Source organism: Sphingopyxis sp. GW821-FHT12F08 (assembly GCF_058806755.1).
Map to the genome: position 1 here is coordinate 166,340 of NZ_JBXAQA010000004.1, position 24,215 is coordinate 190,554.

Annotated in this window: 25 protein-coding genes and 1 tRNA gene; 10 read left to right on the forward strand and 16 right to left on the reverse strand. The window is 63.4% G+C overall.

Features of this window, described 5'->3' with window-relative positions:
* Positions 1-61: 61 nt before the first annotated feature.
* A complete protein-coding gene (locus AC1RNQ_RS12695; protein WP_493171508.1) occupies positions 62-1,573 on the reverse strand; it encodes a replicative DNA helicase in 1,512 nt (503 codons plus the stop codon).
* 265 nt (positions 1,574-1,838) lie between these two features.
* Here AC1RNQ_RS12695 and AC1RNQ_RS12700 point away from each other — a divergent pair, with 265 nt between their 5' ends.
* From AC1RNQ_RS12700 to AC1RNQ_RS12745, 10 genes are all read left to right on the forward strand, one after another.
* Complete coding sequence (locus AC1RNQ_RS12700; protein WP_493171509.1) at positions 1,839-2,336, forward strand: UPF0262 family protein; 498 nt, start codon at positions 1,839-1,841, stop codon at positions 2,334-2,336.
* 2 nt (positions 2,337-2,338) lie between these two features.
* A complete protein-coding gene (locus AC1RNQ_RS12705; RefSeq protein ID WP_493171510.1) occupies positions 2,339-3,097 on the forward strand; it encodes a glycoside hydrolase family 25 protein in 759 nt (252 codons plus the stop codon).
* Positions 3,094-3,543, forward strand: coding sequence for a cytidine deaminase (locus AC1RNQ_RS12710; protein WP_493171511.1), 450 nt, complete (start codon positions 3,094-3,096; stop codon positions 3,541-3,543). Before AC1RNQ_RS12705 ends, AC1RNQ_RS12710 begins: the two co-directional genes overlap by 4 nt.
* 225 nt (positions 3,544-3,768) lie before the next feature.
* The gene (dcd, locus tag AC1RNQ_RS12715; RefSeq protein ID WP_493171512.1) at positions 3,769-4,323 is read left to right on the forward strand and encodes a dCTP deaminase; all 555 of its coding nucleotides are present in this window, start codon (positions 3,769-3,771) and stop codon (positions 4,321-4,323) included.
* A 194-nt stretch (positions 4,324-4,517) separates the two neighbouring features.
* Complete coding sequence (locus AC1RNQ_RS12720; protein WP_493171513.1) at positions 4,518-6,239, forward strand: cellulase family glycosylhydrolase; 1,722 nt, start codon at positions 4,518-4,520, stop codon at positions 6,237-6,239.
* A gap of 64 nt (positions 6,240-6,303) precedes the next feature.
* On the forward strand, positions 6,304-6,462 hold the full coding sequence (locus AC1RNQ_RS12725; RefSeq protein WP_493171514.1) for a hypothetical protein: 159 nt from the start codon (positions 6,304-6,306) through the stop codon (positions 6,460-6,462).
* Positions 6,463-6,547: 85 nt separating this feature from the next.
* Positions 6,548-7,057: a DoxX family protein gene (locus AC1RNQ_RS12730; protein WP_493171515.1), complete on the forward strand. Its 510-nt coding sequence runs from the start codon at positions 6,548-6,550 to the stop codon at positions 7,055-7,057.
* Positions 7,058-7,127: 70 nt separating this feature from the next.
* Positions 7,128-7,271, forward strand: a complete 144-nt coding sequence (locus AC1RNQ_RS12735; RefSeq protein WP_493171516.1) for a hypothetical protein — start codon at positions 7,128-7,130, stop codon at positions 7,269-7,271.
* Between the two features lie 105 nt (positions 7,272-7,376).
* Positions 7,377-8,549 (forward strand): saccharopine dehydrogenase family protein, encoded by a 1,173-nt coding sequence (locus AC1RNQ_RS12740; protein ID WP_493171517.1) that lies wholly within the window; start codon positions 7,377-7,379, stop codon positions 8,547-8,549.
* Positions 8,550-8,659: 110 nt separating this feature from the next.
* Positions 8,660-9,463 carry an acyl-CoA thioesterase gene (locus AC1RNQ_RS12745; protein ID WP_493171518.1) on the forward strand — a complete coding sequence of 268 codons (804 nt, stop codon included), beginning with the start codon at positions 8,660-8,662 and terminating at the stop codon, positions 9,461-9,463.
* 30 nt (positions 9,464-9,493) lie between these two features.
* Here AC1RNQ_RS12745 and AC1RNQ_RS12750 read toward each other — a convergent pair whose 3' ends face one another.
* From AC1RNQ_RS12750 to AC1RNQ_RS12820, 15 genes are all read right to left on the reverse strand, one after another.
* The gene (locus AC1RNQ_RS12750; protein WP_493171519.1) at positions 9,494-10,834 is read right to left on the reverse strand and encodes a sensor histidine kinase; all 1,341 of its coding nucleotides are present in this window, start codon (positions 10,832-10,834) and stop codon (positions 9,494-9,496) included.
* The gene (locus tag AC1RNQ_RS12755; protein ID WP_493171520.1) at positions 10,831-11,565 is read right to left on the reverse strand and encodes a response regulator; all 735 of its coding nucleotides are present in this window, start codon (positions 11,563-11,565) and stop codon (positions 10,831-10,833) included. The genes AC1RNQ_RS12750 and AC1RNQ_RS12755 overlap by 4 nt, the downstream gene beginning before the upstream one ends.
* A gap of 130 nt (positions 11,566-11,695) precedes the next feature.
* Positions 11,696-12,328: an EF-hand domain-containing protein gene (locus tag AC1RNQ_RS12760; RefSeq protein WP_493171521.1), complete on the reverse strand. Its 633-nt coding sequence runs from the start codon at positions 12,326-12,328 to the stop codon at positions 11,696-11,698.
* 152 nt (positions 12,329-12,480) lie between these two features.
* Positions 12,481-12,918 carry a hypothetical protein gene (locus AC1RNQ_RS12765; protein ID WP_493171522.1) on the reverse strand — a complete coding sequence of 146 codons (438 nt, stop codon included), beginning with the start codon at positions 12,916-12,918 and terminating at the stop codon, positions 12,481-12,483.
* Positions 12,919-12,963: 45 nt separating this feature from the next.
* The gene (locus AC1RNQ_RS12770; RefSeq protein ID WP_493171523.1) at positions 12,964-13,335 is read right to left on the reverse strand and encodes a hypothetical protein; all 372 of its coding nucleotides are present in this window, start codon (positions 13,333-13,335) and stop codon (positions 12,964-12,966) included.
* Between the two features lie 37 nt (positions 13,336-13,372).
* Entirely contained in the window at positions 13,373-13,957 is a 585-nt protein-coding gene (locus tag AC1RNQ_RS12775; RefSeq protein WP_493171524.1) for a helix-turn-helix domain-containing protein, read from the reverse strand.
* 490 nt (positions 13,958-14,447) lie between these two features.
* Positions 14,448-16,790, reverse strand: coding sequence for an EcoAI/FtnUII family type I restriction enzme subunit R (gene hsdR / locus AC1RNQ_RS12780; protein WP_493171525.1), 2,343 nt, complete (start codon positions 16,788-16,790; stop codon positions 14,448-14,450).
* Positions 16,787-18,571 (reverse strand): restriction endonuclease subunit S, encoded by a 1,785-nt coding sequence (locus tag AC1RNQ_RS12785; RefSeq protein WP_493171526.1) that lies wholly within the window; start codon positions 18,569-18,571, stop codon positions 16,787-16,789. Before AC1RNQ_RS12785 ends, hsdR begins: the two co-directional genes overlap by 4 nt.
* Positions 18,572-18,603: 32 nt before the next feature.
* The gene (locus AC1RNQ_RS12790; protein WP_493171527.1) at positions 18,604-20,055 is read right to left on the reverse strand and encodes a class I SAM-dependent DNA methyltransferase; all 1,452 of its coding nucleotides are present in this window, start codon (positions 20,053-20,055) and stop codon (positions 18,604-18,606) included.
* 47 nt (positions 20,056-20,102) lie between these two features.
* Positions 20,103-21,203, reverse strand: coding sequence for a site-specific integrase (locus AC1RNQ_RS12795; RefSeq protein ID WP_493171528.1), 1,101 nt, complete (start codon positions 21,201-21,203; stop codon positions 20,103-20,105).
* A gap of 15 nt (positions 21,204-21,218) precedes the next feature.
* Complete coding sequence (locus AC1RNQ_RS12800; RefSeq protein WP_493171529.1) at positions 21,219-21,686, reverse strand: helix-turn-helix domain-containing protein; 468 nt, start codon at positions 21,684-21,686, stop codon at positions 21,219-21,221.
* Between the two features lie 4 nt (positions 21,687-21,690).
* Complete coding sequence (locus AC1RNQ_RS12805; protein WP_260581345.1) at positions 21,691-21,858, reverse strand: helix-turn-helix domain-containing protein; 168 nt, start codon at positions 21,856-21,858, stop codon at positions 21,691-21,693.
* 96 nt (positions 21,859-21,954) lie between these two features.
* Positions 21,955-22,662, reverse strand: coding sequence for a hypothetical protein (locus AC1RNQ_RS12810; protein WP_493171530.1), 708 nt, complete (start codon positions 22,660-22,662; stop codon positions 21,955-21,957).
* 41 nt (positions 22,663-22,703) lie between these two features.
* The gene (locus tag AC1RNQ_RS12815) at positions 22,704-23,927 is read right to left on the reverse strand and encodes a tyrosine-type recombinase/integrase (protein WP_493171531.1); all 1,224 of its coding nucleotides are present in this window, start codon (positions 23,925-23,927) and stop codon (positions 22,704-22,706) included.
* 176 nt (positions 23,928-24,103) lie between these two features.
* Positions 24,104-24,177 (reverse strand) — tRNA-Gly (locus AC1RNQ_RS12820).
* Positions 24,178-24,215: the final 38 nt, after the last annotated feature.

Sequence of the window (24,215 nt, forward strand, 5' to 3'; positions counted from 1 at the left end):
ACCGCAGAAAGAACGAACGGCCCTTCGACAAGCTCAGGGCGAACGGTGTTGAGGGCGCTAGCTACTCATAATCCTCATACGCCATGCTGTCGTCGGCAAGGTCGCTGAACTTGGTGGTCTTCGCCTCGAAATGCATGCGGATCTTGCCGGTCGAGCCGTGGCGCGATTTGGCGACGATGACTTCGGCGAGGCCGAAGACGCGTTCCATTTCGGCCGCCCATTCCTCGTGCTGCGCATGGACCTTGACGTCGTCGCCCTCGATCGGGCGTTTGGGTTCGCGCGCGGCGACGTAATAATCCTCGCGGAACACGAAGAGCACCATGTCGGCGTCCTGCTCGATCGAGCCCGATTCGCGAAGGTCGGAGAGCTGCGGGCGCTTGTCCTCGCGGCTTTCGACCGCGCGGCTGAGCTGCGAGAGGGCCATCACCGGTACGTTCAGCTCCTTCGCCAAGGTCTTCAAACCGCGCGAGATTTCCGAGATTTCCTGCACCCGGTTGTCGCCGCTGCGCGACGAGCCCTGGAGGAGCTGGAGATAGTCGACGATGATCAGGCCGATGTCGTGGCGCCGCTGCAGGCGCCGCGCGCGGGTGCGCAGCCCCGCGATCGTCAGCCCCGCGGTGTCGTCGATGAACAGGGGCAAAGTCTGCAGCGCCTGCGCCGCGCGGCTCAACTGCTGGAACTGGTCCTTGCTGATCTTGCCCATGCGCAGCGCCTCGCCCGACACCCCCGACTGTTCGGCGAGCACGCGCGTCGCAAGCTGGTCGGCGGACATTTCGAGGCTGAAGAAGGCGACCTTGGCACCCATATTCTTCTCGGGCGGAATGCCGTCTTCCTCGTCGCGGCGGAAACGTTCGGCGGCGTTGTAGGCGATGTTGGTCGCGAGCGAAGTCTTGCCCATGCCCGGGCGGCCCGCGAGGATCATCAAGTCCGAATTGTGCATGCCGCCGATCTTGGCGTTCATGCTCGAAATGCCGGTGGTGATCCCCGACAGGTGACCGCCCGAGTTGAGCGCGCGTTCGGCCGCCTGCAGCGCGACGAGGCTCGCCGTGTTGAAGCTCTTGACCGTCCCCATTTCGGCCTCGCCGCCCGCGACGCGGTAGAGTGCGGTCTCGGCCTCCTCGATCTGCGCCTGCGGGTCGACGCTCTCGCTGGTGTCGAGCGCGCTGTCGACGAGGGTGCGGCCGACCCCGACGAGTTCGCGGAGCAGCGCGAGGTCGTAGATCTGCCGCGCGAAGTCGCGCGCGCCGATCAGGCCCGCGCCGCTGCCGGTCAATTGCGCGAGATAGCCGGGGCCGCCGACCGCCTTCATCGCCTCGTCGGCCTCGAAAAAGGGCTTGAGCGTCACGGGAGTCGCGATGCTGTTGCGCTCGATCAGCGCCATCGTCTGCTGGAAGATGCGGCCGTGGAGCGGCTCGAAGAAATGATCGGGGGTGAGCGCGACGGGAAGGTCCTCGACGACTCGGTTGTCGATCAGGATCGCGCCGAGGAAGGCCGCTTCCGCCTCGATATTGCGCGGCAGTTGGCGGTCTTCCCCGGCGGGCGCCGGGGTGGGAAAGAGAGCTAGTTCAGCCATGATGAAACCTAATGGAACCGCCTGAAACCATATGCAACGATGATCGTCGGGGTAATTCCCCCCGTCGTGGAGCGTTCTGGGGATAGTTTTGAATGGCCTACGGCTCCCCCATTTTTGTTCGCCCTGAGCTTGTCGAAGGGCCGTTCTTTTCCTTGCGCCGCCGCAAGAAAGAACGGTGCTTCGACAAGCTCAGCACAAACGGCTGAGAGGGGAGCGCAAGTCGCCCCCTTGCCCTTCGCGGCGCGCCAAGTAGAAGCCGAACGATATGACCGACGCCGACCCCGCCCAGCAGCGCATCATTTCGATCGAGCTCGACGAGGGGTCGATCGTCTGGCGCAACGCCGATGTGGAGCAGGAACGGCGTGTCGCGATCTTCGACCTGATCGAGGAAAATAAATTCGTGCCGCAGCGCGGGCACGCCGACGGCTATGCCGGTCCCTACCGGCTCAAGCTGCGCGTCGAGGAAGGTCGGCTGATCTTCGAGATCGGACGCGAGGATCATTCGCCGCTCGAGGCGATCATTCTGGGGCTCGGGCGCTTCCGCCGCCCGATCCGCGACTATTTCGCGATCTGCGACAGCTATTATCAGGCGATCAAGACCTCGACCGCGCAACAGATCGAGACCGTCGACATGGCGCGGCGCGGGCTGCATAACGAGGCCGCCGAGATGCTGATGGACCGGCTCGACGGCAAGATCGCGGTCGATTTCGACACCGCGCGGCGGCTGTTCACGCTGATCTGCGTGCTGCACATCAAGGGCTGACGATGGCGACGGGGGCGGCAGGCACGAAGAAGAAGCCGGCAAAGTCGGGAGCGGGCTGGCGCGCCGCGCTGCTACGCTGGTTGCGACGGCTGGGCGCCGCGCTGCTGCTGGTGCTGCTCGCCGCGGGGCTAGCGCTGTGGTGGGCGGCGCGCTGGGCGCCGGCGCGCGACGAATATCCGTGGCAGGGCGCGACGATCGACGCCAGCAACGGCGAGGTCCATTGGGGATCGGTCAAGGCCGCGGGCGCCGATTTCGCCTATCTGCTCGCGACCGACGGCGCCGACCGCGCCGACGCGATGTTCGCGCGCAACATGCGCGAGGCGCGGCTCGCCGACGTCCAGACCGGGGCGATCCACCGCTACGACCTCTGCCGCCTCGCGACCGACCAGGCGGCGAATTTCATCCGCCACGTGCCGCGCCGCGCCGACATGCTGCCCGCGGCGGTGTGGCTCGATTATGACGACCGCTGCCCCGATCGGCCGACGCGTGCGCTGCTCTACTCCGAACTCGCGACCTTCCTCGCCCAGATCGAGGCGCATATGGGCAAGCCGAGCATGATCGCGCCGAGCCCGACCTTCGACGCCGATTATCAGGTGACCAAGGGTATCGCGCGCACCGCCTGGCTACGCCGCGATTTCTTTGCGCCCGATTATGGCGCGCATCCCTGGGCGATGTGGCAGGCGAACGACTATATGCGCATTTCGGGCGCCGACGGCACGATCGGCTGGAACGTCGTGCGCCCCGACGGAGACATCCAATGAGCGAGACCCGCGACGCGCTGATCGAAGCGGCGCGCGACGCCGCGCGCCGGGCTTACGCGCCCTATTCGGGCTTTCATGTCGGGGCGGCGCTGCTGCTCAAGAATGGCGACGTCGTCACCGGCGCCAATGTCGAGAATGCGAGCTATGGCTTGACGCTCTGCGCCGAAACGGCGGCGGTCGCGAAGATCGCCAACGAAGGCTGGATCGGCGAACTCGCCGAAGTCGCGATCGTCGGCGGGCGGCCCGCGGGCGACGCGCTGCTGGGCAGCGATCCGGTGAACCCGTGCGGCCGCTGCCGCCAGATATTGAACGAGGCCGCCGAGCGGTCAAAGGCCGACATCCTCGTCCACTGCGCTTCGGGCGATGGCCGGGCGGTGAACAGCTATCGGCTGAGCGAGTTGCTGCCCGCGGCCTTCGGGCCCAAGGATCTGGGGCTGATCGACTGATCCCTTCCAATCCTCCCCGCTTGCGGGGAGGGGGACCGCCGCGAAGCAGTGGTGGAGGGGGCGGGAAGCAAAGAGCGGCGTCGCGCAAGGACGCGAGCCCCCTCAGCGCTCCGCGCTGCCACCTCCCCGCAAGCGGGGAGGAATTTTACTATCCGGTCGCCGTGACGTTGTCGCCCGCACCACTGACAGCTTGCGCTTGGCGAGCCGCCCCGACAAGAGACGGACATGGCCATTCTTTCCGACCGCTGGATTCGCGACGCCGCCCGGACGCAGGGCATGATCGAACCGTTCGTCGAGGCGCAGCGCCGCGACGGGTGCATCAGCTATGGCCTCTCCTCCTACGGCTATGACGCGCGCGTCGCGCCCGAGTTCAAGATTTTCACCAATGTCGACAGCACGATCGTCGACCCCAAGAATTTCGACCCCAAGAATTTCGTCGATCGCGAAACCGACGTCTGCATCATCCCGCCGAACAGCTTCGCGCTCGCGCGCACGGTCGAATATTTCCGCATCCCGCGCGACGTGCTGGTGATCTGCCTCGGCAAGTCGACCTATGCGCGCTGCGGGATCATCGTGAACGTCACCCCGCTCGAGCCTGGTTGGGAAGGCCATGTGACGTTGGAGTTTTCGAACACCACCCCTCTGCCCGCCAAGATTTACGCCAATGAGGGCGCGTGCCAGTTTCTTTTCCTGCAGGGCAACGAGCCGTGCGAGACGAGCTACGCCGACCGCGCGGGCAAATATATGGGGCAGAAGGGCGTCACGCTGCCCAAGCTTTAAGCAGTCCGTCGCCCCGAGCTTGTCGCCAATTCCGTCATCCCGGCGAAGGCCGGGATCTCCACCTATCGTCATGACGCACCGGCGAGATCCCGGCCTTCGCCGGGATGACGGAAAAAATGGAGAATTGCATCCAGAGCTTGCTCTTCCTGCTACGATTGATAACGTTCCCATAAATCATAAACGGGGATGCCATCATGAAATTCGGACCGGCCTTGCTGGCGCTTGCGGCGCTGATTTCCTCCACCGCGGCGCAGGCCGGGGGCTGGTTGCGGACCCAAGGCACACAGATCGTCGACGACAGCGGGGAGCCGGTGATCCTGCGCGGCATGGGGCTCGGCGGCTGGATGCTGCAGGAAGGCTATATGCTGAAACTCGGCGAGGTCGGGCAGCAGCATCGCGTTCGCGCGAAGCTCGTCGAACTGGTCGGCGAGGAGCGCACGGCCGAATTCTACCGCGCCTGGCTCGACAATCATACGACCGAGGCCGACATCGCACAGATGGCGAAATGGGGGTTCAATTCGGTGCGGTTGCCGATCCATTTCGACCAGCTGACCCTGCCCGCCGACCAGGAGCCGCGCGCGGGGCACGACACTTGGCACGAGGAAGGTTTCGCGCGGATCGACCGGCTGCTCGAATGGAGCAAGGCGAACCGGATCTGGCTGATCCTCGACCTGCACGCCGCGCCGGGCGGCCAGGGCAACGACCTCGCGATATCGGACCGCGATCCCGCCAAGCCGGCTTTGTGGGAGAGCGAAGAGAACCAGCGCAAGACCGTGATGCTGTGGACCAAGCTCGCCGCGCGCTACAAGGACGAGCCGTGGATCGGCGGCTACGACCTGATCAACGAACCGAACTGGAGCTTTGCCACGCCCGGCAAGGGCAATGGCTGCGACGAGACCGAGAGCAAGGCTGTCTGGGACCTGCAGCAGCGCATCACCAAGGCAATCCGCGGCGTCGACAGCAAGCATATGATCATCGTCGAGGGCAATTGCTGGGGCAATAATTACAAGGGCCTGCCGCCGGCATGGGACGCCAATATGGTGCTGAGTTTCCACAAATATTGGAACCGCAACGACGCCGCCAGCATCGCCGATATCGTCAAGCTGCGGACGAGCTATGGCCGGCCGGTGTGGCTGGGCGAGTCGGGCGAGAACAGCAATGTCTGGTTCCGCGATGCGATCGCGCTGGTCGAGGGCGAGGGCATCGGCTGGAACTTCTGGCCGCTCAAGAAGATCGGCTTCAACCAGCCGCTCGAGATCGCCCCCGGCGACGGCTGGATGAAAATCGTCGCATGGGCGACCGGCAAGGGACCGAAACCCGACGCCGATATCGCCTTTGCCGCGATGATGCAGCTCGCCGAAAACAGCCGCTTCGCGAAGAATATCGCGAAACCCGACGTGATCGACGCGATGTTTCGCCAGCCGCACGACGCCAGCCCGAAAATGTTCGTGGCCCGCAAGCTCGGCGCGGGTTCGCTGACGATCCGCGCCGTCGATTACGACCTGGGTCCAGCCGGGGTCGCCTATAGCGATACGGTCGACGCCAATTATCATGTCGCGACGGGTGGCGAGCGCACGCCGTGGAACAACGGCATGACCGGGCGCAACGACGGCGTCGATCTCGCCCGCGACGCCGATGGAGGGGCCTATGTCACCGACTTCGTCGCCGGGGAATGGATGCGCTACGGCATCGAGACGAGCGGCCCGGGGCGCTGGAACGCCACCCTCCGCGTCCGTTCAGCGCACGGCGGGCGCCTCGCGCTGAACGGACGGGAGGTCGCCGTCGCGGCGGGCGAAGGCTGGCAGAGCGTCGCGATCGCCAGCCTGCCACTGGGCGGCGGGGTCGACTCGCTGATGCTGCGCGCGATCGAGTGCAAGGATTGCGAAATCCGCGATATCGGGCTTGCACCGCTCTGACCGGCCTTTCTTGATTCCCGCATAGGATTGCCGCATGTTCGGCCCGTCCTGGGGGGTTCACGGCATGAAAAATCGACATGGCCGCCGTGCCGACGAAGACCGGCGTGAAGCGAAAGGCTGGTCGGCGCCGCGCATGCAGAGCGTAGTGCCCGTCCGCCGCACCCGCGGCGGCAGTGGCGAGCAGAATGGCGATGTCGACGACGTCATCTACGACCTGTCCTGACGTCGCGGCCTGATCGCGGGGAACCTCCCGCGCCTCCACGCGTCCTGACTGCACAAGCGGACGGGGCCTAAGTGGAGGATCATCCATGTCCATGATTGCGGTCTTTATCGGGCGCCTGTTCATCGCCGTGATTTTCGTCGTGTCCGGGATCAACAAGCTGATCCACGTCGCCGACACCAATGCCATGATTTCAGCGGCAGGACTCCCCGCCGGGCTCGCGATCCCGACCGGCCTGTTCGAACTAGTCGCGGGCGTGTGCATCGCGCTGGGCATCGCGACGCGGCTGTTCGCGATCCTGCTCGCGGCTTTCGTGCTGCTCACCATCCTCTTTTTCCACCGCGAGTTCACCGATCCGCTGCAGGCGATGGCCGCGATGAAGAATCTCGCGATCGCGGGCGGCCTGCTCTGCCTCTTCGGTTATGGCCACACGCGCTGGAGTTATGACGCGCTGCGCCAGCACCGCCGCGACGAACTGGCGCGACACCAAGCCGAGGCGCGCCTGACCGAGGCCGAGCTGCGCGCCGCACGCGCCGAGGGCCGCGCCGAAGCGGTCGGCGCGCCGGTTGCGGTAAAAAAGCCCTTCTGGCGCCGTTAGCCACGATTGTTGTTTGATTTGTTCCGATGTTTCGCCCAGCATCAAAGTCCCCAAACAGGAGTATCCTCTGATGGCCGACAACACCCCCCGCCGTTCCGACGATCAAAAGCCCTGGTCGACTCCGCAGCTGCGCTCGGTCATTCCGGCGCACCACACCCGCGGCGGCGGTGGCGGCATCGCGGACCAGGACGACGCGCTGTACGACCTGTCCTGACCGGCACGCGGCTGGCCCCGGGAGCGATGGCGGCACGTTTGCCGCTTGGCATCGCTCCGCCCATGCGCTAGCCCTCTTTACGTTTACGTAAAGGGAGAGCTGGCCATGGCGGGAAGCCGCGAGTTCGACATCATCGTCTATGGGGCGACCGGCTTTACCGGCCGCCTCGTCGCCGAATATCTGGTGCAGCATTATGGCGGCGCCGCCGACGCGCCCAAATGGGCGATGGCGGGGCGCAGCGCCGACAAGCTGGCCGAGGTGCGCGCGCTTGTAGGCGCGCCGAAGGACACGCCGCTGGTCGTCGCCGACGCGAGCGATCTTGCGAGCCTCGACGCGATGGCCGCGCGGACGCAGGTCGTCCTGACCACCGTCGGCCCCTATCAGCTCTATGGCAGCGACGTCGTCGCGGCGTGCGTCAAGGCCGGCACAGCCTATGCCGACCTCTGCGGCGAACCCGGCTGGATGCGCGAGATGATCGATGCGCATCAGGATGCGGCCAGGGCGTCGGGCGCGCGCATCACCTTCAGCTGCGGCTTCGACTCGATCCCCTTCGACCTGGGCGTGCTGTTCCTGCAGGCCGAGGCGGTGAAGCGCCACGGCAAGCCCGCGCCGCGCGTCAAGGGCCGGGTGCGCAAGATGGCGGGCGGCGCGTCGGGCGGCACGATCGCCAGCCTGACCGAGACGCTGAAGGCCATCGCGAAAAAGCCTTCGCTCGCACTGCTGCTGCGCTCGAGCTTTGCGCTGACCCCGGGATTCGAGGGCCCGTCGCAGCCGACCGGACTGATCCCCGAATATGATGGCGCGACCGGCACCTGGACCGCGCCCTTCGTGATGGCGGCGATCAACACCAAGAATGTCCACCGCACCAACTTCCTGCTCGGCCACCAATGGGGCGCCGACCTGGTCTATGACGAGATGGTGATGACGACGATCGGCGACGCGGGCAAGGCGATGGCCGAGGCGATGGCGAAAGCGAACCCGTTCGGCGAATCCAAGCTCCAGCCCGGCGAAGGGCCGAGCAAGGAAGAACGCGAAAACGGCTTCTACGATATCCTCTTCATCGGCGAGTATCCGGACGGCACGACGATCCGCGCGTCGGTGCAGGGCGACCGTGACCCCGGCTATGGCTCGACCTCGAAGATGCTCGCCGAGACCGGGATCGCGCTGCTGGCGAACAAGGGCGACGGCGGGGTGTGGACCCCCGGCGCGCTGCTCGGCGAGGCGCTGATCGACCGCCTGACCGCCAATGCCGGGCTGACCTTCCAGATCGAAGAATAACCTCTCTTCCGTTCGTGCCGAGCTTGTCGAAGCACCGTTCTTTCCTCTCGCAAAGGAAGAACGGCCCTTCGACAAGCTCAGGGCGAACGGTTTTGTTTGAAATGGCAGATATGATGGCAAACTCCCCCAGCGCCCTCGACGCGCTCCTATCAACGCTCCGTATCGACGGCGAAGTCGCAAAGGCGCATATCGACGACGGATGGATGCAGGGGCGCACCGCCTATGGCGGGATCAGCTCGGCGGTCGCGCTCGCAGGTACGATGGCGCTCCATCCGACCGAAACCCCGCTGCGCTATGCGCAGATCAGCTTTGTCGGTCCGGTCGGCGGCGATTGTACCGTCGATACGCGCGTGCTGCGCCAGTCGAAGTCGAGCCTGTTCGTCGATGCCGGGGTGTCGAGCGACGCGGGTTTCGGCACCGCCGCAACCTTCGCTTTCTCGGGCGACCGGCAAAGCCATCTCGATCACAACAGCCTGACGATGCCCGATGCGCCCGCGCCCGAAAGCCTCGAGCCGGTTCCGGATCACAAGGCGCGGCCCAGCTTCGTGCGCCATTTCGACATGCGCCCGACGACCGGACCGCGCTTCGACTGGAAGAGCGATGTCGGCGATTATCTGACCTGGGTGCGCTTCGTCGAGCAACCGGCGTGCCACCCCGCGGTCGCGCTGCTCGCGATGGGCGACGCGCTGCCGCCCGCCGCGATGGCTTTGTTCACCGAATTCGGGCCGATCAGCTCGATGAACTGGACGGTGAACATGCTGACCGGAAAGCCCGAGACCGACGACGGCTGGTGGCTGCTGTCGGCGAAGACCGGCTTCGCGCGCGGCGGCTTTTCGGTACAGGACATGATGATCTGGAACCGCGCCGGCGAGCCGGTGGTGAGCGGCAGCCAGGGGATCGCGATCTACGCGTAAGCTTGTTCCCCTCCCTTCCAGGGAGGGGAGTCAGATAGTGGGCAACACGATCGCCGCATCCAGCCCCGGTACATCGGCGCGGTTGGCGATATCGAGCCGCCCCCCCTCGCCCTCGGCCAGCGCATTCGCGATTGCCAACCCCAGCCCAGCGCCGCCCGTGGCCCGATTGCGCGATGCCTCACCCCGCGCAAAGGGTTCGACGAGGTCGACGATCAGCGTCGGGTCGATGCCCGGCCCGTCGTCGCGCACGACAAGCCGGACCTCGCCGTCGCCGATCTCCGCGACCAGCGCTGCACCACCGGCATAGGCGATCGCATTGTCGATCAGGTTGCGCAGCGCGCGGCGGACCAGCAGCGGACGCCCGCTGAGCGCCGGCAGGTTCGGCGGAAAGGAGTGTGGACCGATAACGGCCTTACCCATCGCCCGATATTCCTCGCCGAGCTGCGCGAGAAGCGTCGCCGCATCATAGGTTTCGGGTGCTTCCTTGCCCGCGCCGCTGCGCGCGACCGCCAATATGTCGGTCAGCATCGCGGTCATCTCGTCGATCGTCGCGATCATCTTGTCGCGCAATTTATCGTCCTCGACCGCCTCGACGCGCACGCGCAGGCTGGCGAGCGGGGTGCGCAGGTCATGGCCGACCGCGCCGAGCATGCGGTCCTTGTCGGCGAGCATCGCGCCGATCCGCGCGCGCGAAGCGTTGAAGGCGCCGATCACGTCGCGCACGTCCGTCGGGCCTTCCTCGACCAGCGGCGGCCCGTCGCCCATCGGATCGCGCCGCACGGCGTGGGTCAGCGCCCTGAGCGGCTGCGCCGCGCGCCACGCGATGAGCATGATCGGGACGAGGATGAGGAGATAGAGCGACAGCGTCTGCCAGATCAGGAAACCCTGCAACCTTTTGCCCTCCGCGGGGAGCCAGCTGCGTACGGTGACATAGCGGTCGCCGATCTTCGCCGAGACGATCGCGGTGCGTGCAGGACCGTGCAGTTTCGCCTGCTGCGGCCGATGCGGAATGACCCAGGCGTCGACGCGCTGCGCGTCGAGTCCGGCCTCGGCAAGCTGCGCCGTAACATGGTCGGCGAGATGGCGCACGGGCTGCGCGCGCGGCGGCGGCGCGAAAGGCTGGTCGTCGACCAGCATCTTCGGCAGGCGCTTCCGGGACCCCGCCTCGTCGGGCCGGGCGACGCCGCGCCGGTCGCGTTCGAGCGCATCGATGATCCGCGCGACCGCCATGCCGCTGCCGTTCGCCAGCGCCTGCTGCCGCTGCCCACGCACGAGCAAGGTGTAATTGATCGCCTGCGCGACGAACAGCGCGGCCGCGACCGCAAGCACGAGCTGGCCGACGAGGCTGCGGGGCCAGAGGCGCAGTTTCACGCCGCGCCGCCGAGCCGCTTGACCTCGCAGGCGAGCGTATAGCCCCCGCCCCACACGGTCTTGACCAGCTGCGGATGCGCGGGATCGACCTCGATCTTCTTGCGCAGGCGGCTGACCAGATTGTCGATCGCACGGTCGAAGATGTCGGCCTCGCGCCCGCGGACGAGGTCGAGCAGCCGGTCGCGGCTCATCACCTGCCGCGGATGGCGCACCAGCGCCTGCAGCAGATGATATTCGCCCGACGACAGCGCGACCTCCTGCCCCTCGCCATCGATGAGCACGCGCTCGACGTCGCGCAGCACCCACGGTCCGAAGGCATAGCTCGCGCCGCCGGGGTCGAGCGTGCGCCCGCCCGCCTGCGTCCGGCGCAGCACGGTGCGGATGCGCGCGACCAGCTCGCGCGGGTTGAAGGGTTTGACGACATAGTCGTCGGCGCCGATCTCCAGCCCGATGATCCGTTCGGTATCCTCGGCGCGCGCGGTGAGCAGGATGACGGGGATGCTGCTCGTCTCGCGCAAATGGCGGGTGAGCGACAGCCCGTCTTCGCCGGGCATCATGATGTCGCTGACGACCAGGTCGACGCTCTGCGCGCGCAGGACCGAGCGCGCCTCGGCGGCACTGGCCGCGGCGGTGACGGTCAGGCCCTGCGCGGTCAGATATTCGCTCAGCGGCTCGCGGATCGACGGTTCGTCGTCGATTAGCAGGATGCGGGGCGCGTCGTTATCGGTCATCGGCCGTCCAAAGCTTCCAAATAGTTCGCCCACCGGCGGCGGTGCCGGTGGGCGATAGCTGGCAGGGACGGCAGGCAAAGGCAATGCCAGGGAGGGGGAGATAGCCGCCCTCGCCCGCCGTCCCGCCAGTTCAGTTGGCGGGGTTCGCCGGAGGAGCGGCCCGCTTGGCGCGCCATTCGGCCCGCTTTTCCTTCAGCGCCGCGCGCTGCGCCTGGCGCTCGTCGGCGGTGACCTGGCCATCCTTGTTGGCGTCGGACGCGTCGAAGCGCGCGAGCGCCGCGGTCTGGAATTCGGCGGCGCTGATCGCCTTGTCGCCGTCGGCGTCGGCCTTCATCATCATGCCGTCGCGCATGCCGTGGTGGCCGCTGCGCTTGCCGTGATGGCCGCGCATGCCGGGACCGCGCGTGCCGGGTTCGCCGGCCTCGGCGCGCTTCTCGCCGCGTTCGGCGCGCTTCGCCGCGCGATCGGCGCCATGCTGGTCCCATTCAGCCTTGCTGATATTGCCGTCCTTGTTCGCGTCGAAACGCTCGAAGGCCTTGGCCTGCATCTCGGTCCGCTTCGCGGCGCGGTCGGCCTGGTCGAGCTTGCCGTCGCCGTTCGCGTCCATCCTGGCGAACATCGCGGTGGCGTTGGTCTGGACTTCGGCGCGGGTCAGGGTGCCGTTGCCGTCGGCATCGGCCTTCTGACCGGCACCAGGGGCGGCGAGAACGGGCACGGCGATCAGCGCGGCACCCAGCGTCAGAAGCGAAATCTTCTTCTTCACGTAACGAACTCCTCATGGGGCAGCCCGAAGCGGACGGGCTGCGATGAGGGCGGTCTAGGCGCCGTCTGTCCCACCGGCATGCCGGATCGACGCACTTTTGTCGCAAAATGTCGCAGGATCGGCCCCGCGTTCATCGCGGCGCAAGACGCGCGTCAGCCGCCGCGCGCCGCGCGCCCCTTGCGGTCGGCGCGCGTCCACAGCGCCGCGCCCAGGATGACCGCGAGCGTGGGATAGGCCCAGAAGCCCTGCCCCGCCGAATAGACGCGCGGCACGATATCCGGCGCCGCGAGCTTCGCGAGATGGGTGACGCAGTTGATCAGTTGAAAGGCCGGCAGGCACAAGGTCCAGTAGCGCCGGCTGCGCAGGGCCTGGCCCAGATAGACCGCGAGCAGCACAAGGTCGACCGACACGACCGAGAAATTGAAGATTTCGAACCGCGTGCGCGTCAGGTAGAGCGCGACCACGGTCATCACCGACGCGATCGCCAGCGCGAGGATCGCAAAACGGCTTTCCTTTTCGCCGATGCGCAGTACCACGACCAGCACTGTGATCAGTGCGATCAGGTAAAGCACCCCCCAGATCATGGTCACGTCCTCTCAATAGACATGTTGTGATCACGACCTGGGGGAATGCCCTCAGGCCGTCGCTGTCCTGTCGACGGCGAGGATCGGATCCGCTTCGGCGACACTGGCCGACGGCGGCAAAAGCTTGCCCAGGTCGCCCGCGCCGACGACGCGGTGCTTCAAACCCATCCTGTCCTTCACATTGTTCAGTTCGTGGTGCAGCGCCACGACCTGTGCGCGCCCCGCGAACAACCCCGAGACCGAGGCGTGCAGCAGATTGAAACTCGTATCGCCGGTCACGGCCGACAGTCTGGCCGATGCCTGCGCCTGCGGCAAGATGCTGACCAGCTCGCCGGCGCGTGCGATCGCTTCGTCGATCGCCTTTTCATATTGATGCAGCTTGTCCGCGACCTCGTTGGCGGCGGCGATGCGTTCCTTGAGCATGTTACCACTCCCTGGCCCGCGCGATCGACGTGGCCCATTAGGGAGACGAAATGAGCCTCGAGATTCCGACGAGCCCGTTGACGAGCACGCCGAACGCGATGACCGATCCCATCGCGATGGCAAGGCTGACGAGCAGCCGTTGCCAGACCGAAAGCCTGTTCTCGCCTCCGAAGAATTTGGCGATCGGATGATCCGGCTCGAGCCAAGCCCCCCCGCTCCCGGAATCAGGCACTGACCCGGGCCTTTGTGGCATGGAGTGATCGAGATCGTCGGGACCGTCGCCTTCCCCCGTCGACGCCCCCTTGTCGGCGGCAATCGGCCCGCTGGGAAGGCTCACATTTTCATATACCAATTTGGTATCGGGCGAATCCGGGGCGTTTTCAAGAGAATCCAACGGGTTGTCGGCGAGCATCTTGGCGGCGACGAAGCGTGAATTGGTGCCGAGTTTGCGGCACGCCCCTTTCAGCCGGGCATCGACGGTGTGCGGCGACAGCCCCAGCCGGCGTGCGATCGCTTTCGATCCCAAGCCTTCGCCGACGAGACGCAAACAGGCGATCTCGCCCTCGCCCAGAGTCGCGAGCAATCGCCTGGCATCGCGGTCGGGATGCGAATCTCGTGTCATTCCAAACGACTTGCCCCTTTGCCGGGACGCTTTGCGCGACCTGATTGCGCGTTACCATGCGCCGTCATGCTTCGGTAACCCTATTTGCACCGCTTCCGCAGCGCATTTTCGACATATGACGGGGCGGCCCCCGCCGCGCTGGCGGATCGCAGGGCCCGAAACAGGTAAGCCCCGTCGCATTTCTGCGGCGGGGCTCCCCAGGTTCCGTCCTGAGACGAGAACCAAATTCCACTCGTTCTTTCGATCAAGCAGGTTAATGAAACGCGCCCGGCCACCACATGGTTCCCGCGGCACGCGATTTTTTGTATTATCAGGCTTTTTTGAACATTGTCCAGACAGATGCGGACGTGGGCGAACGGGAAAATGGAGCGGTAGCGGGAACCGCAAAATCACCTATAACTGGCGTATTTTAGCCATTACTATGCAATGCGGTTTTCAAATGGCCCCCAATATGGCCCCCAAATGATTTCGCTGGACGATTTTCACCGCGCTAATCGCGATATAGGTCGCTCTGAAATCCGCTGAACGTGCGCCGTATATCCGCAACGCTGCCCAGCTTGTCGATCGCATCCATTGGCGAACCATATTTCAGTTCTAGCAAGTCGGGCAGTTTGTCGCCGTCCAGTTCGCTTTCGCCGACTTCGACATATTGGCCTAGGACGAAATCGACGAACTCTTGCTGCTTGGCGTCATAGCGCGACAATATGTCGGCGCGGTTTGCCCCTGCCCGTTCGGCGCGCTTCAAAGGTACTTTGGTGTAAGCGATATATGCGAGCACGTCGAACAGGTCCATGTCCTGCCCGTCCACGGCGCGGCGGATCGCGGCGAGGGTTTCGCCGACAAAGCCGCGTTCGGCTAAACCTTCGACCAGCTTGCGGCGCGTGTCGGGTTGGCTCCACAGGCGGCGCAACTCGTCTTCGTCTTTGAACAGGTCAGGCAATTGGCCGAACAAGTCTGCGATAAACTGCGTGGCCGACACCGGCTTGCCATCGACGCTCCAGAATGTCGTCGCGCTGATATGCTGAAAGGTGCGCTCTTTCCCGTCCGCCAGCTTGATAACCAGCTTGGCGGCCGGAAATTCCGGTTCATCCGGCCCATGCGGTGGCAGATCATCGGGCGGTTGCGGTTCGCCCTTTGGCCGTGGTTCGCCCGGCGTCGGCGGCTCCATTGGCTCGCCATCCCATTCGGGGTCGCTGAAATGTTCATAGGCCTTCACGAAATCGAGGATCGTGAAATATTCCTTGCCGTCGAACAGGCGGGTGCCGCGTCCGATAATCTGCTTGAACTCGATCATCGAATTTACCGGTCGCATCAACACGATGTTGCGGACATTGCGCGCATCGACCCCCGTGGACAGCTTTTGTGAAGTCGTCAGTATCGTCGGGATCGTCTTGTCATTGTCCTGAAAGGTCCTCAGCCACGCCTCGCCCGCCGCGCCGTCATTGGCGGTAACGCGCACGCAATAATTAGGATTGGCGCTGGTTGCGGTCTGATTGATCAGGTCGCGGACGATCCCGGCGTGTTCCTGTGTCGCGCAGAAAACTAGCGTCTTTTCGCGCTGATCGATCATATCGATGAAAGTCTGAACGCGATACGTCTCGCGCTCGCGGATTTCGATGCGGCGGTTGAAGTCGCTTTCGGTGTAGCGTTTACCCTCTTCGACCTCGCCCGAAACGATTTCGTCATCGGGTGTGAAGACATATTCGTCGATCGTCGTTCCGATCTGGCGGACCTTGAACGGGGTCAGATAGCCGTCGTTAATCCCCTCTTTCAGCGAATAAACATAAACCGGATCGCCGAAATAGGCATAGGTGTCGATATTGTTGGTGCGCTTGGGCGTCGCGGTTAACCCGATTTGCACGGCGGGCGCAAAATACTCCAGGATTGCGCGCCATTCGCTTTCATCCTTCGCCCCGCCGCGATGGCATTCGTCGATGATGATGCAGTCGAAAAAGTCGGGTGGATAATCGCCGAAATAGGGCGAGGGTTCGCCGTCGGCATCGACGCCCGCCGTGAAGGTCTGGAAAATCGTGAAGAAGATATTGGCGTTTTTGGGCACCGCGCCTTTCTTCTTGATCTCGCCGGGCTTGATCCGCGACAACGCATCCTCTTCAAACGCATTGAAGCTGTTATAGGCTTGGTCGGCAAGAATATTACGGTCGGCGAGAAACAGGATACGCGGGCGGCGCGTCGGCTCTGCGCCATCGGCCGGGGTGTCGCGCCAGTCCTGCAAATTCCAGCGCGCATGAAACAGTTTCCACGCCAGTTGAAAGGCGATGGCGGTCTTGCCCGTTCCCGTCGCCATGGTCAGCAAGATGCGGTCGCGCCCACCCGCTATCGCGGCCAGCACGCGCTCGATGGCGTTATACTGATAATAGCGCGGATCGAAACGCCCGCCGCCGGTTTCATAGGGGACGGCGGCAAAGCGGTCTCGCCAGTAATTCGCATCGGCAAAGGTGGCGTCCCACAATTCTTGCGGGGTCGGGAAGCGATTGACCAGCCCTTCGCTGCCCGTCGCCATGTCGATGCGGTAAATCTGCTTGCCGTTGCTGGCGTAGCCAAAGCGTGTTTGCAGGCGCGTCGCATAATCCTTCGCCTGCGCCACCCCCTCGGTATAGCTTTTGATGTCCGCCTTGGCCTCCAACGCCGCCAGCTTGGTATTGCGATAAACCAGCACGTAATCGCAGCTCAGCCCCGCGCCACGCTTGCCCTTGCCCATAATTCGACCGGGCGCGATGACTTCGCGCCGCGTGCGGCTTTCCGAAACCACGCCCCAACCGGCTTCGCGAAGCGCGGGGTCGATCAGTTCGGCGCGGGTTTCGGCTTCGTTCAAAACGCCAACGCCTCCTGTCCGCCGACGCGCTTTGCAGAACCGTCAGGAACTATGCCCTTCGAGCGAATGGTTGCGATTGCTTCACGAAATTTGCCAACGGAGAATTTCAGCTTGGAGGCATGCCAGTTTTCACGGGCTTCACGGATAATGGCGTCCTCGGTTGGCTCCACGCCATCCAGAATCAGGTTGTTCCATGCCGCGTGAACCGTGGCGAGCAGTTCGGCCGCTTCCGAGTTCATCGGCGTGATCAGCGCAATGGCCCTTTCTAGGAGTACCTGCACCGGCTTCAAGGCCGCTGCCCCGTCGGCAATCATCGCGTCGAAAAGAGGCAGTTTCCTGAAGCCGTAGCCATTACCCGACGGTCGCTGCACAAACTCAAAGAACTCATTCGCCTTCGCCCAATCTTCTGCGGCGAGCATGTGCTGAAAATCGTTTGGACCTGCCGCATCCTTGATTGGATTACGCCCCATATCGACCATTCCGACGCTTTCGCAAAGGTGCAGCGCCTTTTGCGCCTTCACCCGCCCGAAAGTCGCTTCGGTGCCCCTCGCGAGGTGGCGGCGATAGGCGAGCCCGATCACCTGCGCGGCAAAAGATGGGGTTTTCCAGTTGTCATTGGTTGCCAAGGGGACAGTTGCGGTGAGTGTGCCGGCGAAGGCGCGGCGCAGGAGCGATTGTTTGAGGGAGGCCAAAGCGCTCAGTTTGGCTTCGAAGCACCCGGTCAGATTCCGGCAGTCGTCTGCCAGAGCATCAACCCTTTCGGCAAGTTCCCGCTGCTTTTCGATTGGGGGCAATTTGATCCGATAGGCAAAGAGATGATCTCGGTTCACCTTCGGCATTCCAGCACGCGCCGAACCTGCCTCGGCATAGGCGGTGAAGCCCCGACTGAGCAGTATTTGAAACAGAAAATTGCGGTCCAGTTTGCCCTCTATGGGAGCCAGCGGGTAGACGTCGGCACTGCACAATCCGGGGAAATCAGGGCGGCATGCTTTCATCAGATATGGGCGGATTTTGCTGTAAAGCACCATTGTCGGATCGAACAGGAACTTGCCGGAGATTAGGCCCTCTTCGCGCGCCGTAAGCACTTTGCTTAGCTCGCCTGTGCGTGATTCCACATTTCCGGCCCCGATGTGTGGCAGGTCGATGAACTCGTCCAGTCGGGGGTCGACCAACTTCGATGAGATCGTGCATACTTCGTCGAGCGCATGTTCCCGCCAGTCATCGCCACCTTTGGTCAGCAATTCAGACGACGCTTGTTCGAACAACTCCCGCGCATTAGCGAGGTTCTTTTCAGCGTTGGCGGTAGCGTTGGCGATGGCGGCGAAGGCCTCATCCAGCACCGCCACAATCCGACGCTGTTCTTCGAGGGGAGGAAGGGGGAGCTTTAGTGCCCCCAGCTTCGACGCGTTGAAACCCCCTTGCGCGCTGCCAGAAGACCCTTCTCGAATGGCCTTCCAATAAGCCTCCGTCTGAAAGAAAAGCGCCAAGAACTCTGGCATTACGCGTGGGTCAGTGAGGCGGAGCCTGATGAGGTAAGACGCCGGGACTGCCTCCGGCGGATCGCGAACGAGGAAGCTTTTGCCAGTGGTCGCGCCAGTCCGAGCGAACACTATGTCACCGTTCAGCAGGCGGTGCTTGCGAAGGTCCGTTGGATTGACGTGACAATAGGGCACCTGCTCCCAAGCGACGGAGTTTTCCTGAAGGTCCGTAATGCGCAGAAATTTCGGACCCACAGGATCGAACGATGCGCTTTCGGTGTATCCGTAGGCGATCGACGACACATTGCTTAGCGCTGTAGTTGGCCAAGGCGCCTTCACAGCAATTCCCTCACCCGCGCCAGAATCTCCGCGCTTTCGGCATCCAGCGCGGCGATCTCGTCGAGTATCTCCTGCGGGCTGCGCAACGTCTCGGCCTCGGGCGCGTTGGGGTTGCGCACTGTCAGGTCGAAGGTCGCGGGGTCAAGCGTGTCCGCCGGCACGTTCCATGCGTTCGGCCCATCGGCAAATCTCGCCTGCTTCTCGATGAAGTCCGCCATGTCGGCATCGTTCAGCGGGTTAGTCTTGCCCAAGTTGCGGCCGGGATCGAGCCGGTAATACCAGACGCTGCGGGTCGGTTCGCCCTTTTCAAAGAACAGCACCACCGTCTTCACCATCGCGCCCTGAAAGGTGCCGCCGGGCATATCGAGGATGGTGTGGAGGTTACAGCTATCGAGCAACTCGCGGCGCAGCGCCACGCTGGCATTGTCAGTGTTCGACAGAAAAGTGTTCTTGATCACCACCGCTGCCGCCCCGCCCGCGCGCAGCGACTTGATGAAATGTTGCAGGAACAGGTAGGCGGTTTCGCCGGTCTTGATCGGGAAATTCTGCTGGATTTCCGGCCGCTCCTTGCCGCCGAACGGCGGGTTGGCGAGGACGACGTCGAAACGGTCCTTTTCCTGAATATCGAGTATCTGTTCGGCGAGCGTGTTGGTGTGGACGATGTTCGGCGCGTCGATCCCGTGCAGGATCATGTTCATTGTGCCGATGACATAGGCGAGGCTCTTCTTCTCCTTGCCATAGAAGGTCCGCGTTTGGAGGATGTCGCGCTTTTCGGTCGTGTCCGCCTGCGGCAACAGATAGTCGTAGGCTTCGCAAAGGAAGCCGCACGATCCGGCCGCGCCGTCGTAAATTTTCTCGCCGACGCTGGGCTTAATGACGCGGATCATGGCGCGGATCAGCGGACGCGGGGTGTAATATTCGCCGCCATTGCGCCCGGCGTTGCCCATATTTTTGATCTTGGCTTCATATAGGTGCGACAGCTCGTGTTTCTGATCCTGCGATCGGAACGACAGCGCATCGATTTCATCGATGGCATCGCGCAGCGAATAACCCGACTGAAACTTGTTGCGGATCTCGCCGAAAATCTCGCCGATCTTATATTCGATCGTGTCGGCACTGGTCGCGCGGTCCTTGAAGCCCTCCAGATAGGGGAACAGTTCGCGGTTGACGTAATCGATCAGGTCGGGGCCGGTCTTGGCGTGGTTATGATCGATCTTGCCTGCCGCATCTTTGGGCACCGCCCACAAGCCCCAGCGATGCGCAGCATCGACAATGGGGGTATAGGCCGCACCCTTCAATTCTGCTTCAACCGCCCGGCTGGCCTCCAGATCGTCTAGATATTTCAGGAAGAGCAACCAACTTGTCTGCTCGGTATAATCCAGCTCCGAAGCGCACCCGGCTTCCTTGCGAAGAATGCCGTCGATATTCTTGAAGGTCTGTTCAAACATGTCGCAGGGTTAGCCACAATTCGGCCGGATCGCCAAGCCCCGACGGATCAGCGTCCGCCCATAAATTTTCGCGCGGTTTCGGCAAGCGCCGCCGCCAGCGCATCGTCGTTCGCCGACCTAGGGCCTTGGTCCGCAAGCCCACGGATCAATTCACCTTGCCGATACGGTGCCATCGCACCGTAGCTCGTCATTGTGGTCATCATGCCCGCGTGGCCGAAATTCAGCGACCATGCCTTCAGGCTTTCCATCGTCGGGCAGATGCGTTCGCCGAGCTGCGCGAGCGTGTCGCGGAACGAATGCGGGTTGAAATAGGGCAACCCTGCCGCCGTGAAGGCTTCGCGAAAAATGGTGCGAATTGGCCCGGCACTGGTCCAGCCATCACGCCGCAGCCCTACCGGCCGGAAGCCTCCGGTTTCGCTCAGCCCGATTTGCGTCGCCGGGAACAATGGATCATCATCCCCCCAAAGCAATTCGTCGCGCAAATAGCCACACCAATGCTCGAATATCGCCAATGCCTGCCCGCCAACCGGGAAAAACCATGTCGAAAAGGTCTTGCTCGCCTTCGTTCGAACGTCGCGGGCGTCCTGATCGACGCGGCCTTGCGCCAGATCGACATGCTTCAGTTTGAACGACGCCAGCGCGCCGTCGCGCGCGCCAGTCAGAATGGCAAAGGCTATAAGCGCCCGGTTGCGTAGTTCGATCGCTGAGCCGGTCGGCATAGCGGACAGGACATGGTGGATTTGCTCCAGCGTTGGGAACGCCTTCACCCGCACCGCTTTTGCAATGCGAACGTCCTTTTCGGACAGATTGAAATAATCCGCATCGGAATAGCGCAGGCGAGATTTGTAGCCGGGTTGCCCCGCGAGCCATTCGAAGAATGCGCGCAACGCCGACAGGGTGCTATGAACCGTCGCCCGGCTGAGCGGCTTGCCAGTCTTGACTGCAGTCGCTTCGTCCAGCTTCCGCTTGAAAGCGACCGCCTGCTCGCGGTGGAAATTTTTGAAGTCCTTGTGCCCGTTCGCTGTTTCAAAGCGCGACAGCGCCTTGGCGACCGCATCGATCGACGATTCATCGCGGCGCTTTGCTTCCTTCAGGTAGGCGAAATATTCGCGCTTGATCCGGGTGTTTGCGGGATTGTGTTTAGCCATGGCGTATCAGTCCTTTCAGGAGTCACAATTCAGGGAAGGCGATGGCCGCTCTAATAGGCGTGGCCCTGCTTCCCTGATTTGGACGTCGATTCCGGGCATGATCGTCGCAAGGTCACGTTGCCGGGCGCGACGAAACAGCGTCGTGTCGCATGTCTCGCAGAGCGCGGTCAGGTTGCCCGCCGCGCCATTGCCGGACACATATTCGACCATGCCAAGCGCCGGTCGGCGCGGTTCGCGGCATTTGAAGCAATAGATCGTGCCCGGCGGGCACGGACGCTTCCGGGCCTTCCGCTGGCGCTCCAGATAGCCCTGCAATTCATGCCCTAGGATCAAAACCGGGCGACCGCCCTCGACAACAGGCAAGCCTTTCTTGATCCAGCCGCGCACGCTGTTCTTATGGACTCCTAGCGCGCGGGCTGCTTCGTCCGCACTATAGGCGCGGTGGATTTTGATCAGGCGCGGATTGATCCGCCGGGCGGGCATGCCGTTACGCCTTGCCCGAAACGAGCTTGCGGATCGATTCGGCGCGGATCAGCGTTCGGCGACCGAGTTTGAAGGCTTCGAGCCGCCCGTCGGCGATCATGGCATAGATCGACGTGCGGCCCATACTCAGGACGCGGGCGGCTTCGTTGATCGAATAAGCGAGGCGATCCATTTGCGTTGCTCCTGCATGCTGGCGGGTGCCAGTGGATGCGAGCAAGCATCGATAAATCTGGGCGAATGGTCGTCCGGCAAGGTTCGGGAAAGTTCGCTAACCCCTAAGCCGCTCCTCCACTTTCTGCCAAAGAGCGCGGGCGCGATCAGTGACCGCCGTGTTTCCGGCGTCCAGCTCCCGCGCGTTCAGCCATGCGAACATGGCGTCGGAAATGTCCTTTTGCCGCGTAGGTTTGAGATCACCCTCCCAGAGCTGGACCGCGATATCAGCCCACATTTCGTCCCAGTGGGAAGCGAGCGGAGCGCCGCCTCGGTTCTTGTGTCGCGTCACGATATCAGCGGCAGCAGGAGCCGTTCCCAGCAATGGCTTCGTGGAAGGGGCCGGGCGGGTGAACTCGAACCTCCTGATCTCGGCCAAGCGCAACACCCGCTGTTGCAGGTCCAAAAAAAGCCGGTTCGCCTCGCGCGCGGCGCTCGTTTGACGCGCCCCCGTTGTAAAGGAAACCGCCTCGTCCACGCCCACCTTCAATCCGGCTAGGATGATCGTCACATCGGTGAAGACCATGTTGAAGGCTTGGACATCCATTGCGACATCGGAAACGGCATCGAACGCCGCCTTCACAAAGCTGGTCGCCAGCTCCTCCGCAATGCGGAGCGCTTCTTTGATCGTGTTTCCCGACTTGAGGATGCCTCGTGAGGAATGGTCCGCCTGCATCGCCTTTTGGCGCTGAATCGAATCTGATCGCAATTCATCACCGAGATGATCGAGTAGCAACCGAATCTGGGCGCGTTCAATTTTGTCCACACACTATGGTTCACCGATCAATGACAAGAGTCCAGCACCCCTTAAGCTGCCCGAATAGGCACGATCTCGGCACCCCTGCGCAGCATATCGAGATGGTCACCCCACCATTGCGCCATCGCGACGCGCTCGTCCCAATGGGCGCCGCGATGATAGGCCGCGCGGACCTTATCGCTATCGCCATGCGCAAGCGCGCGCTCGATAGCATCGGGGTGCCATCTGCCGCTTTCGTTCAACAGCGTCGAAGCCATCGCGCGAAAACCATGCGCGGTCATTTCATCGCTAGCGTAGCCGAGCCGTCGCAGCGCGCCATTGAGCGTGTTTTCGCTCATCGGCCGGGTGCGCGTGCGAACCGACGGAAACACAAAGCCCGTCGCCCCTGTCGCCTCGTGAATTTCCCGAAACAGCGCCACCGCCTGCCGCGAGAGCGGAATATGGTGCGGCTTGCGCATTTTTGTGCGACCGGCCGGGATGGCCCAGATAGCAGCCTCCAGATCGATCTCGCTCCAATCCGCATGGCGAAGCTCACCGGGGCGCACAAACACATGCGGCGCGAGTTGGAGCGCCAGCTTGGTAACGCCGCTGCCGTCATAGTCGTCAATCGAGCGCAGCAGTTCGCCAGCGCGCTTGGCGTCGGTGATCGCGCCATAATGCGTCACGGTCGGCGAGGTAAGCGCGCCGCGCAAATCGCGTGTCGGATCGGACGTCAGTCGCGCCGTCGCAATGGCATATCGGAAGATTAGGCTTGCCAGTTGCAGGGTACGGCGAGCGCTTTCCAGCTTTCCCCTCGCCTCGATCTTGCGCACCGCTGCAAGCACATCGGCCGGTTCAATCTCGCCGATCGGCAATCGACCTATCGAGGCGTTAAGCCGGGTCAGCAGGGAATCGGTGCGGATGACCGTCGATTGCGCCCACCCCTTCTCGCCATCGCGCTGACGCTTGGCGCAATATTCGGCGGCGATGGCCGCGAACGTGTTATCGACTGACAGCTTCGCCCTAATCTTCTGCCGCTGCTTTTCGCGCGCCGGATCGCCACCAAGTGCAATCTGCGCGCGGGCCGCGTCACGACGTTTCCGGGCCTCGCTTAGACTGACATCGGGATAACGCCCCAACGACAGCTTGCGCTCCTTGCCATCGATTCGGAATTTGAGCCGCCAGAGCTTCCCGCCCGCTGGGGTCACGAGCACGAAAAGCCCCCCGGAATCCGCCAGTTTATAGTCGCGCTCGGCAGGCTTCGCGTTGCGTATCGCCGTATCGGTGAGGGCCATATTGGGGGCCTTTTTGTTCGATGACACGCCCGAAATACGAAAGGCCCCCATAAAAGGCCCCCAGACTTACCGGCTGCCAGCGTTCAATCGCGAACGTCCGCGACCAATTCAGACGTCAAATATGGCAGATTTCCGGGAAAAGTCCAGACAGTGACGGTCAACGATGTATGGGAAATTGGAGCGGGTAGCGGGAATCGAACCCGCCTAGCTAGCTTGGAAGGCTAGAGCATTACCACTATGCTATACCCGCATCGCCAAGGCCGCGGCGATTGCCAGTTTGGTTCGGCG